Origin of the sequence: Janthinobacterium sp. KBS0711 (assembly GCF_000988085.1) — a bacterium.
Taxonomy (GTDB): domain Bacteria; phylum Pseudomonadota; class Gammaproteobacteria; order Burkholderiales; family Burkholderiaceae_D; genus Janthinobacterium; species Janthinobacterium lividum_E.
In genome coordinates, this window is the sequence record NZ_LBCO01000011.1 from 406,012 (window position 1) to 420,799 (window position 14,788).

Here is a 14,788-nt window from a genome sequence, read left to right on the forward strand (position 1 = left end):
GCATAAATTACAAAAAAGGAGTAATATTTATCCATAAAAGGAGTCCATCATGAATCTTGCCTACGCCTACCCCAAGAGCCGCTTCGAGCCGGCCGTGCTCGTCGACCTGAATGCCAAAGCCGAGCGCGAGCGATTGTCGCAGGCGGCCCTGAAGGGTTTTTTCAAGCTGGCCGCCGCCTGGAAACTGCGCGACGACGATGCGCGCGAACTGCTGGGCGGCTTGTCCAGCAGCGCCTATTACGAGTGGAAGAAGCACCCGGACCGCGTGCTGGAAGTGGACCGCATCACGCGCATTTCGTATTTGCTGGGCATTTATAAAGCCTTGCACATCCTGTACGGCGACAAACTGGCTGACGAATGGGTGAGTTTGCCCAACAAAAACCCCATCTTCGGCGGCCGCACGCCCCTGTCGCAGATGCTGGCCGGCGGCTTGCTGGCCATGCAGACGGTGCGCAAGCTGCTCGACGCGCGCCGCGGAGGACTGTAATCGTGCCCGCAGCCCCGAATACCCACCTGCCGCCGCTGGCCGCGCTGCGTCAGATCGACACTTGCCGGTTGATTCCCTCGCGCTTTGCCGACATGGAAGACTCCGTGCTGGCGCCGCTGGCCGAGGACGACGCGCACCTGCGCGAGCTGTTCGAGCTCGATAACGCCACCAACGCGCGCCTGGTGGCCGAGTATGGCGGCGCACCAGGAATTGGCGTGGACGAACTGGTTTTTGGCGTGCCGCACTTTCGCATCATCAACGCCGCCTACACGTATGCCCGGCCGGAAGGGGCGCGCTTCAACGATGGCGAACGGGGCGCCTGGTATTGCGCCTTCGATATGAAAACGGCGCTGGCCGAAATCATTTTCCATAAAACCGTGGAATACCAGGAAATCGACTATTTCGACGACAGCGTCAACTACCAGTCGCTGCTGGCCGATTTTTCCGCCAGCTTCCACGACTTGCGCGGCCAAGAGCGCTATGCGGCCTGCCTCGACCCGTCCAGCTACATCGCCTCGCAAGACCTGGCCGCCATCCTGCTCGAGGCCGGCTCCATGGGCGTCATCTTTCCCAGCACCCGGCTGGCGGGCGGCACCAACCTGGCCTGCTTCCGCCCTGCCCTCGTGGGCAATGTTCGCAAAGGCGCCGCCTATCGGTTAACATGGCAGGGTACGCCGATACCGCACGTGGAAGCCTTGCCAGGCAAATAAACCGCGCGCATCGGCACCCGACTCACCGCAACCTGATCTCACATGCAAACCAATCCTGAAAAAGACACCGAACTGCGCCTCAAAGTAAACAGCGAAACGGCCCGCCTGGCCTGGAGCGAACTGGAAAAGCACTTCGCCCAAGGCAATGTCGTCTGGGTCGCCGATGAACTGGACCTGGTCGAAGTGGCCGTGCGCATCTCGCACGACGACAAGGCGACCATCACGCAATGGATGGTCGATGGCAAGGTAGCCAAAGTCTCCGACCAGCAGGCGCTGGACTGGCAGGCCGCCGATAGCTCGCTATGGGCCGTCGTCGTCAGCCCGTTCATTCTGGTGCAGCAGGAAAAGCCCACCAAACATTGATGCTTACAGGCTGCGCTCGAACATCAGGCGCAGCGCAGCGCTACTGCCCAGGGTAGTGATGCTGTCGCTGCGGCCCATTTCATCCACATAGGATTGCCCTTGCACCCGCTGCTGATGCAGCAAGTTGGCCGCTGACAGGCGCACGCGCGTTTTCACGTCCGGCTGCCACAGCGCATACGCGTCGAGTGCACGCCGTACGCCCGCATGGCTGCTGGCGTGCGCATCGAGTCGCGCCAGGCCACCCGTCTGCACGTTCAGATTGCCGCCCATGCTCATTTTCGGCGAGAGCCGGTAATCGAGACCCAGGTTGAGCGTCGCCGGCACTTGGCTGGCCAGGCGGTTGCCCGGACCCGGCACGGCGGCGACGCTGGACCAGTTGCGCCCCGCATTGGCGCGCACGTCGATATCGGGTGCCTGTGCCCACCAGGTCCGCAAGGGGAATTTCACATCCATTTCGACTCCGTGCACCGTGGCCGTGCCATTGTTGAACGGGCTGGCGGTCCAGATGCCATCGTGCTGGAACAGGCGCTGCACGGTGACATCGCTGATGCGCCGCGTGAATGCCGACAGGCTGGCCACGCCGCTCTTGCCGAAATAGCTCTCCCAAGCCGCATCCAGCCCCCACGCCAGTTCCGGGCGCAGGTCGGGATTGCCCTGGAAATCGGGATTATTGGCGCTGTTGCCATTGTTGACGGTGTAGCGGCGCGGCACCAGGTTGCGCGTGGTGGGCGCCTTGTAGGTGCGCGCCAGCGCCAGCCGCAGCTGGTCGCGCTCCTGCTCCGGCAGCTTCCACAGCAGCTGCGCCACGGGGCTCCAGACATTGGCCTGCGTGCGCACTTCGCTCAAAGTGCGGCCCTCGGTCGCCGTCTGCAAGCCTTCCCAGCGCACGCCCGCATACATTTGCAGGCGCGGCGTCACTTCCCATTCATCCTGCGCATACAGGGCCAGACGCCGCACGTCGGCCGTGTAGTCTTCATCGAGCGCATACGGCGCGCCACCGTCAAAATACGTATCGCGCTGGCGGCGCGACTCGCTGCGGCGTATCAGGCTGCCGTCCCAGCCCAGGCTCAAAGCATGGCCGCCACCCAACCGGCCCAGGTATTTGCCACTGCTGTTGACGCTGTCGTCAATGGCGCCGGAGACCACGCCGCGCAGCAGCAGGGTGGCGCCACCGGCCGCCTCGCCATGGAAAACGTAATCCGTATCACGCCGGTTGTGGTTGACGCCAAGTTTTGCCGTCAGCTTGCCCGCAGCCCCCAGCGAGTGCGCCCAGCTCACGTCGCTGCGCGCCGAAAAGACGCTCGCTTGCGAGGTGGCGCCATTGCGCGGATAGCTGCTGGCCGCCCCCGTCAATACCGTTTCGCGGGCCACGCCGTCAAACCCCGTGCGGTACCAGTCCAGCAGGCTTTGCCAGGTGATGGAGTCGCCATTGTCCAGGGTCCAGTGCAGACGAGGCGTCAGGCTGGCCTTGTTGACGGAGGAAGCGTTGCGCGTGCGCGTGTCGCGCAGCGACAGCGGCATGCCGGCGGGGCCGGACGTTGTTTCAATCGTCCGCCCCGCTACGTCATCGGCCGTGCGTTCCAGGGCGCCCGTCAGCGAGTAGGCAAAACCCGGCAATTTGTCCGCCACGCGCAAGGACGCGGCAGGCTGCCAGCGGCCATCCTGCCGGCCCGCGCCCAGCTTCCATTCGCGCTCCGCGCCGCTGGCCCCCTTGCGCAAGACCACGTTGATGCTGCCGGCAACGGCTTGCATGCTGTATTCTGCCGTCGCGCTGCGCAAAATCTCAATGCGCTCGATCATGTCCGGGGCGATCGACTCGATGGAAAACCCGGGTGGCGCGGGGTCGCCATTGATCAGCATTTGCGTGTAGCCGGCACCCAGGCCCCGCATGCGCACCTCGCCGCCGACGACGGAAACGCCGGGCTGGCGTTTCAGCGTCGCGGCCAGGTTGCTGTCGCCATATTGGGCCAGGTCGTCGCGGCTGACGATGATCTTCGCGGCCGTGTCGTCGCGCCGCTGCTGCGTGCCACTGACGGCCGAAATTTCAACCTTCTGCAACGGCGCATCGTCAGCGCTGGCAGCGGCGGGCAAAAGCAGGGAAAAAAGCGGGGATAAAAACAGGGAATACGGGCTGGCGCTGCGCATGATGCCTTTTCTACACTGCGGGTAGGGAAGCGCGCAGTGTAGAGGATTTGACAACGCGCAGCAAGCGCATTGTCAGGCCATCATCAGTGCCCTCCCCCCAGATACGCCGCGATCACCTTCGGATCGGTTTTCAGGCTCTCCGCCGGCCCGTGCACGGAAATGCTGCCGTTTTCCAGCACGTAGCCGTAATCGGCCACGTTCAGGGCGGCGGCGGCGAATTGCTCCACCAGCAGCATGGTCACGCCTTCGGCCTTTAAGCGCGTGATGATGCGGAAGACTTCTTCCACCAGGATGGGCGCCAGGCCCATCGACGGTTCGTCCAGCAGTATCACTTCCGGGTTCAGCATCACGGCGCGGGCCATGGCCAGCATCTGCTGCTCGCCGCCCGACAAGGTGCCGGCCAGCTGGTCGCGCCGCTCCTTCAGGCGGGGGAACAGTTCCAGGGCCTTGTCCAGGTCGCGCTTGATGTCGCCTTTCGGACGCGCCCGCGTAAAGCGGGGGAAGGCGCCCAGCAGCAGGTTGTCCGTCACCGACATCGAGGCGAACACGCGCCGGCCTTCCGGCGAATGGGCCAGGCCGGCACGCGCGATCTTGTGCGAATCGAGGCCCGTGACGTCCTTGCCGCCCAGGGTGACGGTGCCGGACTTGGGTTTCAGCATGCCGGAGATGGCGCGCATGGTAGTGGTCTTGCCGGCCCCGTTCGAGCCGATCAGGGTCACCAGCTTGCCCTTCGGGACGTCGAGCGAAATGCCGTGCAGGACTTCGACTTTGCCGTAGGCGGCGTGCAGATTACTAATGGTCAGCATGGTCTTCCTCTCAGTGCGCCGCTGGCGCCAGGGTTTCGGCGCTGCCGCCAAGATAGGCTTCGATCACTTTCGGATCGCTCTGGACAAGCGCGGGTGCGCCTTCGGCGATCTTCTGGCCAAAGTCCAGCACCGTCACCACGTCCGACAGGGCCATCACCACGTCCATGTGGTGCTCGATCAGGATGATGGTGATGCCGTGCTCGCGGATCTTGCGGATGATGGCCATCAGCTCCTTGATGTCGGGCGCCGTCAGGCCCGCCGCCGGTTCATCGAGCAGCAACAAACGCGGGTTGAGGCCCAGCGCGCGGCCGATTTCCAGCAGCCGCTGCTTGCCATACGGCAGATTGCGCGCCTCTTCGTTGGCCAGGTCGGCCAGGCCGACGAATTCGAGGATGCTGGCGGCCCGCTCGCGCGCGGCCGTTTCTTCGCGCTTGTATCGGGGCGTATGCAGCATCACGTCCAGCACGTTCGACTTGAAGGTGTTGTGCAGGCCCACCAGCACGTTCTCGGTGGCCGTCATCTCGCCGAACAGCTGCACGTTCTGGAAGGTGCGGGCCACGCCGCCCAGCGCGATCTCGGACGGCGTGCGGCCAGAGATCACGGCGCCGGCAAATTCCACCTTGCCCGCCGTCGGCTTGTAGATCCCCGTGAGCACGTTCATCATCGTGCTCTTGCCCGAGCCGTTCGGCCCGATCAAGCCATGCACGGAGCCTTGCGTGACGTTCAGGTCCACCTGGTTCAGCGCTTTCAGGCCGCCGAACTGCATCAGGGCCTGATCCACGCGCAGCAGGGTTGCGCCCTGCTGCCCGCCCTGCGCGTGGTCGAACGGCGCCACGCCGTGCGAAGCGACGGCTTGCACATGGCGCCGGCCCTTGCCGATAAAGCTCATCAAGAAGCCGACGATGCCGTCCTGCAGGTAGTACACGACGAACAGCGTCATCAAACCGAAGATGGTCAGGCGCCAGTCGACCATGTTTTCCAGTTTGTAGGAAAACGCGGCCAGGCCGATGGTGGCCACCAGGGGCACGATCACGCCGCGCAGAGTGGAACGCTTTTTCGCCAGCATGAAGGCGGAGCCGATCACGCCCAGCACGGCGGCGCCAACGGCGATCTTGCGGAACAACTCGATGTCCGACAGGAGGCTGGGCAGCATGACGACGATCAGGGCGCCGATCAGCGCGCCCGAACGGGTCTTGCGTCCGCCCATGATGACGGCCAGCAGGAACAATATCGTCAGCTCGAAGTTGTAGGTATTGGGCGAGATGTATTCTTCCGAATACGCGTACAGGCTGCCGGCCAGGCCCGCGAAACCGGCGCTGATGACGAAGGCGTACACCTTGTAGCGGTACACGGACACGCCCATGCAGTCCGACGCGATGGGGCTGTCGCGCAAGGCTTCGAACGCGCGGCCCAGGTTCGACTTCAAGATGCGGTGCACCACCGCCAGCGAGATCACCAGCAGCGCGGCGACCATGTAGTAGTACTCCACTTCCGTCAGTTTGTGGCCGAACAGGACGGGCTTGTGGATCTTGATGCCCATCGGCCCTTCCGTGAGGAAGCTCATTTCATTGATCAGGATTTGCACGATGGTGCCGAAGGCCAGGGTCACCATCGCCAGGTAGGGCCCCGTCACGCGCAGGGCCGGCAAGGCCAGGATGGCGCCAAACACGGCCGCACCCAGGATGCTGGCGGGGATGGCCAGCCAGAACGACACGCCCAGCTTGAACACCAGCACGCCCGTGACGTACGAGCCGATGCCGAACAGGCCCGCGTGGCCCAGCGACACCTGCCCCGTGTAGCCGACGACGATATCGAGGCCGAACAGCAGGATGGCGTAGATCAGGATGGTCTCGGCCAGATGGATGTAATACGGGTTCGGGATGACGATGGGGAACAGTGCGAGCGCGGCCAGTCCCGCCGCACTCAGCGCCAGCATGGTGATTTTCTTGTTCATGTGGTCCTCAGACTTTCTTGATCGCGGCTTTGCCGAACAGGCCGGACGGCTTGACGGCCAGCACCAGCAGCAGGAGCAGCAGGCCTGGCACTTCCTTGTAGCCGGTGGAAATGTAGTAGCCGGTGGTCGTTTCCGCGATGCCCAGGATCAGTCCGCCGACGATGGCGCCCACGCCCGACGTCAGCCCGCCGATGATGGCCACGGCAAACGCTTTCAAACCCAGCGAGGCGCCCATGGTGGCCCCCGTCAGTGTCAGCGGCGCCACCAGCACGCCCGCAAAGGCGGCCGTGGCCGACGACAGCGCGTAGGAAAACGTGATCACCATGCCCGTGTTGATGCCCATCAGGCCGGCCGCATCGCGGTCGTTGGCGGTCGCCACGACGGCCTTGCCGTAGATCGATTTGCGGTTGAACACCTCGACGGCCAGCATGATGGCCAGCGCGCCGACGATGACGGCCACCTGCATCTGCTGCACGTTGGCGCCGAACACCTGGAACGGCGCGGCCGACAGCGGCGACGGGAACATCAGGTCATCCTTGCCCCAGATGTTTTCCGCCACGTTCTTGAAAATGATGGCCAGCGCGATGGTCGACATGATCCAGCCGAATTCGGACTTGATCTTGATGGCGGGCCGCACGCCTATCCATTCGACGAACACGCCCTGCAAGGCGCCGAAGACGATGACGATGGGGATCATCAGGAGATAGCTCATGTACGGGCCGCCGTGGATGGTGCCCACCAGGGAAAGGCCCACGAGCGCGCCCAGCATCAGGGATTCCCCTTGGCCGAAATTGAGGGTGCCGGAAGTGGCAAAGGTCAGCTGGTAGCCGAAGGCGATGACGGCATAGATCATGCCCAGCGCGATGCCGCTGAAGACGAGCTGCAGGAAGATTTCCATGGTATTCCCCGGAAGACGAACGATGAAAAAATGGCCAGTCCTGATTCCTCAAGGCTGGCCACTGCGCGGCGAATGTCTGCCAGGCTTATTTCGCGAGGACGACTTTGCCGTCCTTGACCTCACCGAAGACCGTCAGGTCGGCCGTGATCGCCTCATGGTTGGTCTTGCTGAACGGCTTGTTGTAGGTGGTGACGGCGCCTTCCACTTTTTCATTCAGGTTTTCCAGCGCGGCGCGCACTTTCGGGCCGTCCGTGCCGCCTGCCTGTGTGATGGCCGCGGCCAGCAGGTAGATCGAATCGTAGCCTTGCGCGGCCGAGACGGCCGACGGCATGCGTCCGCCCGAGGGCTTGTAGGCGGCCACGTAGGCGTCGATGAAAGCCTTGCGCTTCGGCGTGCTGGCGTCCTGGATGAAGGTTTGCGGCATGCGCGTGCCATTGCCGTTCTTGCCCGCGTTGTCGATGAAGTTACCCATGGCCAGGGTCCAGCTGCCGATCAGCGGCACTTTCCAGCCCAGTTTTTCCATGCCGTTGGCGATCTGCGCCAGTTCCGGGCCGATACCGTAGGTCAGCACGACTTCCGCGCCCGCCTGCTTGGCTTTCAGCAGCTGGGCCGTCATGTCGACGTCCTTGATGTTGTATTTTTCCACGACGACGGGCTTGATGCCCTTCTTGTCGAGCGCCTTTTCCAGGTCTTCACGGCCCAGCTGGCCATAGTTGGTGGAGTCGGCCAGGATCGCCACTTTCTTGAACTTGCGGTTCTCGATCGCCTCATGCACGATCATGCCGGACTGGATGGTGTCATTGGCCGCATTGCGGAAAATGTAGTTTTCCGGTTGGTCGGCGAACTGCTTGGTGACGATGGAACCCGTCGCCACATTGTTCATGACGGGAATTTTCGCTTCCTGGTAGAAGCGCTGCGATGCCAGGGCCACGCCCGTATTGATGTAGCCGACGGTGGCGGCGACCTTTTCCTTGTTGATGAGCTCCTGGGCGATCTGCACGCCGCGTTCGTTCTTCGCTTCGTCGTCGCGCTCGATCAGCAGCAGCGAACGGCCCAGTACGCCACCTTTGGCATTGATTTCAGCGACGGCCAGCTTGACGCCGTCGCGCATCGACACGCCCATCGGCGCGGAACCGCCCGTGAACGGACCGGACACGCCGATCTTGATGGGGTCGGCTGCGACCGCCGCCTGCGAGAAACCCAAAACCAAACTTGCCACGAGCAATTTCTGTTTCAAATTCATTGTCATCTCCTCTGATACAACGTTTTTAATACCACTTATTTTTATAGTCGTACGCTGGATAACCGCCCCATCGATAAATCATTGTAGGTGAGTAAACATGCACCAGCAACAACTACATATGACGCGTCGCAACATGCGAAAAAGACCAGATTACTGGCCCGATGTCAGTCTTTTGTAAGGAAAATATGGCGCAAATTGACACAGCTGCTGCACATTGACACACAGTACAGGTATCTGATCTGCGTCAAAGTATGGTGAGGCAATGGTGATATGGTCATTGAACCAGGGTCAACCGGCCATGGCGGCAATCCCATCCTTACCACGGAGAACCTATGCGCCAGCCCATGACAACCATCTGCGCCTGTCTGCTGATCGGCGGCATGAGTAGCGCCTGCAAGAACTTCACGCCGGTCGACAAGTTCGCGGGACAGACGGTGGCGGTAACGGAAGCATTCAAACCCATGCTGACGCACTCCATGAACAGTTGCACCAATAATGTACGGCGCAACAGCATCATCACCGACCGCCCCTACGTTGCGCAGGAAACGGAGCAGGACCTGCTCCGGCGCTGCAAGGACTATGCGGCCCAGTTGGCGGGTACGTCCGAACTGAACGATGTATTGAAACGCTACGCGGAAGTACTTGCCGCACTGGCCAACGACAAGCTGGCAAACTACAAGGAAGAGATCGGCGCCCTTGGCGGTTCGCTGGGCGCCTTGCAGCAGTCCAGCGGCATGACGCCCGTGCTCAACGCCGACCAACTGGACAAAGTCACGCGCCTGAGCGCGCTGATCAGCCAAATCGTGACGCAGCACAGACAGCAGTCGGGCATCAACGAACTGCTGGCGCGCGAAGACGATATTTATATCATCAGCAATGCGCTGAAAAAATATGCGCAGCAAAATTACCAGGCCAATTTGCACGACGAGAACCTGACGCTGGCGTCCCTGAACCGCTCGCTCGACAATGCCGCGGCCAGGGAGCCTGTTGCCAGCAACTATCTGAAAGCCAAGCTCTACCAGGATGGGCGGCAACTGCAAGAGCGTGGCAAGGTCATCGATGCCTATATTGCCGCCATGACCGAATTGCAGAACAGTCTGAGCACCTTGCGCGCCAAGTCCATGAAAGACCCGGCATTGGAACGCCAACTGGACACCTTTGCCAAGCAAGTCGGTACCCTGCAAAAGCAGGCAAGCAATTATTCCCCCTCACCCTGGTAGGAGTAAAACATGGGCAACGCTATCGCACTCGATGAAAAACAAACCACGGAAATCGCCGACAAGCTGGCCCAGGCCTCGAACCAGGTACTGGAGCTGCGCATCGCGCTGACCGACCGTACGCCGCCAACGCCGTCAACCGTGCTGCAGGATCTCAAGCAATATGAAAGCCACCTGGACCAGATGGTGTCCTTTTTCCGCGCCCATGGCATCTACCTGATCAACCAGGGCGCGCAGCAGGCATTGGCCAATGTAAACTCGGCAATCGAGCAGGGCAGGAAAACCGTGGCCGACATCCAGCACACGCACGCGGCCATCAAGGCAGCGGCAGGCCTGCTAGACCTGGCTGCCGCCCTGCTGTCGCGCAACCCGCTGGCGATTGCCGAGGCAGCGAACAGCCTGCGGACCTGAGCTGGGGGACAATTACGGCTCGCCAGCCCGGTGACCCATCGCATGCGTGGCCATCTTCAGGTACAGGAAGGACAGCTCTTCATTGTGCGCATAGCCCATCTGTCCTTCGCTCAGCGCGACGGATTTCTGCTGCAGCGCTTCCGGGTAGTCGAGGTCGCAGGCGGCATCTAGCCAGTAGCGCGCCCGCGCTTCATTGCTGTCCAGCAGCATGTTCGCCACGATGAACATGGCCGGCGCCACGCCGCGTTGCGCGGCCAGTTCCAGCCAGCGCAGCGCGGCGGCGCTGTCCTGCGGCCCGCCCATGCCGTTCTTGTGCATCAGGCCCAGGTAATATGCGGCAGGACCGCTGCCCTGCCCCGCCGCCTGTTCGAACAGGGCGCGCGCCTGCGGCTGGGCCGCCTCTCCGGCGCGCATCAGGACCTTGCCCCGGGCCGTGACATCGGGCGCGGCCACCACGGGCGACGCCAGCGCGGCGGCCAGCAGCAAGTTTGCCAGCATCATTTCGACAAGTCGAGCTGGTACAGCGCAAAGCCCTTGCCCGCGCCGTCGTCAGCCTTCATCTGAGTGACGTTGTCGATGCCGGCCGCTTGCGCCAGGTCGATCACGTTCGGCGCCGAGTGGAAGACCACGGGGCCTTTCGTGGCGGCCTTGGCGAAGCGCCAACTGCGCGCCGAACCGTTTTTCGCGCGCGTCAGGTTTTTTTCCTTGGTCACGTAAGCGATCAGGAGTTCGCGGTTGTTGTCGGGCGAGGCCACCACCGTCTTGCTGCCGTCCAGGCCAGGGAAATTGCCGCCGCCGCTGGCGCGGTAGTTATTGGTGGCGATCAAAAATTCCTGGCTGGCGTCCACCGGCTTGCCCTTGTACGTCAGCGCCTTGATGCGCTGGCCGGGCTGTTGCGTGACGTCGATCTGGTAGCGCACGTCGGCGCTCGTGATCGCGTCGAAGTTGTAGCTCGGATGGGCCGTGTTGACCAGTTCCTGCGCTTCCAGCTTGTTCGGGTCGATGGTATTGAAACGCTGCGCCGACTGTTCCAGCCAGGCCTTCAGGTCCGCGCCATTCATCTTCACGCCGTACAGCGCGTTCGGGTACAGGTACAAATCAGCCGCGTTATTCAGCGCCACATTGCCCGCCTTGACGTCCGTGTAGTCGGACACGCCGGCCGAGCCGCTCTTGAACGGGGACGACATCGACAGCACGGGCAGGTGCGCGTACTGCGGCAGGTTCGCTTTGACGTAGGCAGCCAGATAGCCCGTTTGCGCCTGGTTCACCACCTCGATGGCGCTCACGTCGCCCACGTCGGCAAAATACGTCGACATGCGGAAGTCCGTCTTGCCCACGGGCGTCTGCACGTAGGCAATCGTCGCCGCGTGCTCCTCGGCTACCAGTTTGGCGATGGCGGGATCAGGCGCCACATAACTCTTGTCCGCGTTCTGGATGCCGCGCGCTTCCACCGTCGTGGCGCTCTTGTCGACCACCCACTGCTTGCCGTCGTGGCGCAGGCGCAGGCCGATCACGCCCAGGTGCTTGCCCCACAAATTGGCCATCACGGTCGGCACGCCGTTCACCAGCCCTTTGACCTTGTCGACGCCGGGCAAATTAAATTGCGGCACCGTGCTGCTCGCGTTCGGGAACAGCTGGTGCGAGTGGCCGATCAGCATGGCATCCACGCCCGGCACTTGCGACAGGTAGTAATTACCGTTTTCCATGGTCGGCGAATACGGACTGTCATCGAGGCCGCCGTGCGAGATCGCCACCACCAGCTCGGCGCCCCTGGCGCGCATCTCGGGGATGAATTTTTCCGCCGTCTCGCGCACGCCCTGCGTGTAGACGCGCCCTTCCAGCCAGCGCTTGTCCCAGGCCATGATGGTGGGCGGCGCAAAGCTGATGATGCCGACCTTCACGGTAGCGGTGATGGCCTTGCCATCGGGGCCGGTGGCCGTGATTTGCTTGGCGATGATGTGGTATGGCGCAAACAGGGGCTTGCCCGTCTTGACGCTGTAGACGTTGGCCAGCACTTGCGGGAACGCGGGGCCGGCGCAGCGCGGCTTGCTGGCGTCGACGCTGTCGACATCGAAGCGGTTGCCCGTCACCTGGCTCAGGAACGCCAGGCCGTAGTTGAATTCGTGGTTGCCGACGCCGCCGCCGTCCACTTTCAGCAAATTCATCGCCTTGTAGATGGCCAGGGTCTGGTCGCAGGCCAGCGGTTTTACCAATGCCTGGTAGTCGGCCAGCGCCGTGCCCTGGATGGTGTCGCCGTTGTCGAGCAACAGGTTGTTCGGGAATTGCGTACGTGCCTGGGCGATCAGGGCCGCCGTGCGTTCCAGGCCGATCGACGGTTCCGCCTGCAGCTTGTAGTAATCATAACTGAGCACATTCGCGTGCAAGTCCGTCGTCTCCAGCAGGGCCAGGGTGGCGCTGCTGCCGGCCGGCGCGGCCGATGGCTGGACCGGACCGGTGGCGGCGGACGGCAAGGCGCCGCAGCCGGCCAGCAGCAACGGCAACAGGGCAAGACGGGGAGATTGAAGCATGATGTATTCCTGTGGAAAGACAATATCGCCAGCATCATACGCAGCACGGCAGCCCCTATCAAGGCAAAAATATTGTCGCAAATACAGCGAAATGACGATTTTATTGCCCTGTGCGGCATCGATTCGGCGCCCCCGGCATCAGAAACGCGCCGCGCTCGCGTATAATTCAGGGTTTGATTTCACCATAGAAGACCAGAACATTATGGAAGCCGAACGCATCAATATCATCTCCGCCCTGCTCAACGACCTGACGGTCCGCGAAGCCGAACTTCGGAGGTATCTTTGACTTCACTGTCAAGTCGGAGAAACTAGAGCAAGTCAACGAAGAACTGGAAGATCCTACCGTCTGGAACGATCCCAAACGCGCCCAGGACCTCGGTAAAGAGAAGAAGGCGCTGGAAGCCATCGTCTTCACCCTGGCCAAGGCCGATGCCGACCTGCGCGACACCCGCGACCTGTTCGACATGGCCCGCGAAGAGGGCGACGACGATACGCTCGAAGCGATCGAGCAGGACGTGCAGGAAATCCGCAAGGTCATCGAAAGCATGGAATTCCGCCGGATGTTCAACAATCCGATGGACCCGAACAACTGCTTCATCGACATCCAGGCCGGCGCCGGCGGTACGGAAGCCCAGGACTGGGCCTCGATGCTGCTGCGCCAGTACCTGCGCTATTGCGAACGCAAGGGCTTCAAGGTCGAAATCCTCGAGCAGTCCGACGGCGAGGTCGCCGGCATCAAGACGGCCACCCTGAAGGTCGAGGGCGATCACGCCTACGGCTTCCTGCGCACGGAAACGGGCGTGCACCGCCTCGTGCGCAAGTCGCCATTCGACTCGGCCAACGGCCGCCATACCTCGTTTACGTCGCTGTTCGTGTATCCGGAGGTCGACGATTCGATCGAGATCGACGTCAACCCGGCCGATATCCGCGTCGATACCTACCGCGCGTCGGGCGCCGGTGGTCAGCACATCAACAAGACCGACTCCGCCGTCCGCATGACCCACGCGCCGACCGGCATCGTGGTGCAGTGCCAGAACGACCGTTCGCAGCACCGCAACCGCGCCGAAGCGATGGAAATGCTGAAAGCGAAGCTGTACGAGCATGAACTGCGCAAGCGCATGAGCGAGCAGCAAAAGCTGGAAGACTCGAAGACGGACGTGGGCTGGGGTCACCAGATCCGCTCCTACGTGCTGGACCAGTCCCGCATCAAGGACTTGCGCACCGGTTTCGAGACGGGCAATACCAAGGGCGTGCTCGATGGCGACATCGACGAGTTCATTTCCGCCTCGCTCAAGCAAGGCGTATAAGGATGAATGCATCCGCTCCGGCATTGGCAAAGCGCGCCTTCCTGTTCGACATGGATGGCACGATCGTCGACAACATGGCCTTCCACACGACATCGTGGCTGGCGTTCTTTGAACGCCACGGCCATGCGCTGGATGCGGACGCCTTTTTCCGCGACACGGCAGGACGGCAGGGACACGAAATCATCGCCAAGTACCTGGGCGAGGGAGCCGACCACGTCACCCTGCTGGCTGAAAAGGAAGTCGTCTACCGCGAACTGTATGGCCCGCACCTGGCCACGGTCGCCGGTTTCGACCGCCTGATCGCCAGCGCGCGCCAGGCAGGCGTCGGGCTGGTGGTCGGGACGGCCGCGCCGGCCGAGAACATCGCGTTCACGCTCGACGGCCTGGACCTGCGCCACCGCTTCGACGCCATCGTCGGCGCCGCCGACGTGGAACGGGGCAAGCCGCACCCGGACGTTTTCCTGAAAGGCGCGCTGCTGGCCGGCGCGCAGCCGCACAACTGCATCGTCTTTGAAGACGCCCCCCTGGGCGTGGAAGCGGCGCGCCGTGCCGGCATGCGCGTCGTGGTGCTCACCACCACCCTGCCGGCCGAGGCATTTGCCGCCTTCGACAACGTCATTGCCATCGTGCCGGATTTCTCCGCGCTCGACGTCGACGCACTGTTTGCCAGCGTGGCGCCTGCGCTGGCGCCACATCATCAATAATCACCAACGAAGAAC

15 protein-coding genes are annotated in these 14,788 nt (G+C 62.6%); 8 read left to right on the forward strand and 7 right to left on the reverse strand.

Annotated elements, in window-relative coordinates; genetic code table 11:
• Positions 1–49 precede the first annotated feature (49 nt).
• From VM94_RS08165 to VM94_RS08175, 3 genes are read left to right on the forward strand one after another with little or no spacing between them, the layout of a single operon-like run.
• Positions 50–487, forward strand: a complete 438-nt coding sequence (locus tag VM94_RS08165) for an MbcA/ParS/Xre antitoxin family protein (RefSeq protein WP_046682984.1) — start codon at positions 50–52, stop codon at positions 485–487.
• A gap of 2 nt (positions 488–489) precedes the next feature.
• Positions 490–1,197 (forward strand): RES family NAD+ phosphorylase, encoded by a 708-nt coding sequence (locus tag VM94_RS08170; RefSeq protein WP_046682985.1) that lies wholly within the window; start codon positions 490–492, stop codon positions 1,195–1,197.
• 42 nt (positions 1,198–1,239) lie between these two features.
• Positions 1,240–1,560, forward strand: a complete 321-nt coding sequence (locus VM94_RS08175) for a DUF2288 domain-containing protein (RefSeq protein WP_046682986.1) — start codon at positions 1,240–1,242, stop codon at positions 1,558–1,560.
• Positions 1,561–1,563: 3 nt separating this feature from the next.
• On the opposite strand, the gene VM94_RS08180 is transcribed toward VM94_RS08175, so the two are convergent.
• The 5 genes from VM94_RS08180 to VM94_RS08200 all read right to left on the reverse strand — a co-directional run bounded on the left by VM94_RS08180 (position 1,564) and on the right by VM94_RS08200 (position 8,606).
• Entirely contained in the window at positions 1,564–3,705 is a 2,142-nt protein-coding gene (locus VM94_RS08180; RefSeq protein WP_046682987.1) for a TonB-dependent receptor plug domain-containing protein, read from the reverse strand.
• A gap of 83 nt (positions 3,706–3,788) precedes the next feature.
• On the reverse strand, positions 3,789–4,511 hold the full coding sequence (locus VM94_RS08185) for an ABC transporter ATP-binding protein (RefSeq protein WP_046682988.1): 723 nt from the start codon (positions 4,509–4,511) through the stop codon (positions 3,789–3,791).
• A gap of 10 nt (positions 4,512–4,521) precedes the next feature.
• Positions 4,522–6,465, reverse strand: coding sequence for a branched-chain amino acid ABC transporter ATP-binding protein/permease (locus VM94_RS08190; RefSeq protein WP_046682989.1), 1,944 nt, complete (start codon positions 6,463–6,465; stop codon positions 4,522–4,524).
• A 7-nt stretch (positions 6,466–6,472) separates the two neighbouring features.
• Positions 6,473–7,363, reverse strand: coding sequence for a branched-chain amino acid ABC transporter permease (locus VM94_RS08195; protein WP_010398938.1), 891 nt, complete (start codon positions 7,361–7,363; stop codon positions 6,473–6,475).
• An 85-nt stretch (positions 7,364–7,448) separates the two neighbouring features.
• A complete protein-coding gene (locus VM94_RS08200) occupies positions 7,449–8,606 on the reverse strand; it encodes an ABC transporter substrate-binding protein (protein ID WP_046682990.1) in 1,158 nt (385 codons plus the stop codon).
• Positions 8,607–8,950: 344 nt separating this feature from the next.
• Between VM94_RS08200 and VM94_RS08205 the strand changes: the two genes are divergently transcribed.
• Positions 8,951–9,826 (forward strand): hypothetical protein, encoded by an 876-nt coding sequence (locus tag VM94_RS08205; protein WP_138829121.1) that lies wholly within the window; start codon positions 8,951–8,953, stop codon positions 9,824–9,826.
• A 9-nt stretch (positions 9,827–9,835) separates the two neighbouring features.
• A complete protein-coding gene (locus tag VM94_RS08210) occupies positions 9,836–10,234 on the forward strand; it encodes a hypothetical protein (protein ID WP_046682992.1) in 399 nt (132 codons plus the stop codon).
• A gap of 12 nt (positions 10,235–10,246) precedes the next feature.
• Here VM94_RS08210 and VM94_RS27190 read toward each other — a convergent pair whose 3' ends face one another.
• A complete protein-coding gene (locus tag VM94_RS27190) occupies positions 10,247–10,735 on the reverse strand; it encodes a tetratricopeptide repeat protein (protein ID WP_052755629.1) in 489 nt (162 codons plus the stop codon).
• Entirely contained in the window at positions 10,732–12,762 is a 2,031-nt protein-coding gene (locus VM94_RS08220) for a bifunctional 2',3'-cyclic-nucleotide 2'-phosphodiesterase/3'-nucleotidase (RefSeq protein WP_046682993.1), read from the reverse strand. The genes VM94_RS27190 and VM94_RS08220 overlap by 4 nt, the downstream gene beginning before the upstream one ends.
• Before the next feature lie 91 nt (positions 12,763–12,853).
• Here VM94_RS08220 and VM94_RS28700 point away from each other — a divergent pair, with 91 nt between their 5' ends.
• The 3 genes from VM94_RS28700 to VM94_RS08235 all read left to right on the forward strand — a co-directional run bounded on the left by VM94_RS28700 (position 12,854) and on the right by VM94_RS08235 (position 14,773).
• Positions 12,854–13,048, forward strand: coding sequence for a hypothetical protein (locus tag VM94_RS28700; RefSeq protein ID WP_046682994.1), 195 nt, complete (start codon positions 12,854–12,856; stop codon positions 13,046–13,048).
• Positions 12,965–14,069, forward strand: a protein-coding gene (gene prfB, locus VM94_RS08230; RefSeq protein WP_138829122.1) for a peptide chain release factor 2 whose coding sequence is annotated in 2 segments (ribosomal slippage) — positions 12,965–13,045 and positions 13,047–14,069 — 1,104 coding nt in all. Because the reading frame shifts where the segments join, the coding sequence is not laid out codon by codon here. The genes VM94_RS28700 and prfB overlap by 84 nt, the downstream gene beginning before the upstream one ends.
• A gap of 2 nt (positions 14,070–14,071) precedes the next feature.
• The gene (locus VM94_RS08235; RefSeq protein ID WP_046682995.1) at positions 14,072–14,773 is read left to right on the forward strand and encodes an HAD family hydrolase; all 702 of its coding nucleotides are present in this window, start codon (positions 14,072–14,074) and stop codon (positions 14,771–14,773) included.
• The last annotated feature ends 15 nt before the right edge of the window (positions 14,774–14,788 follow it).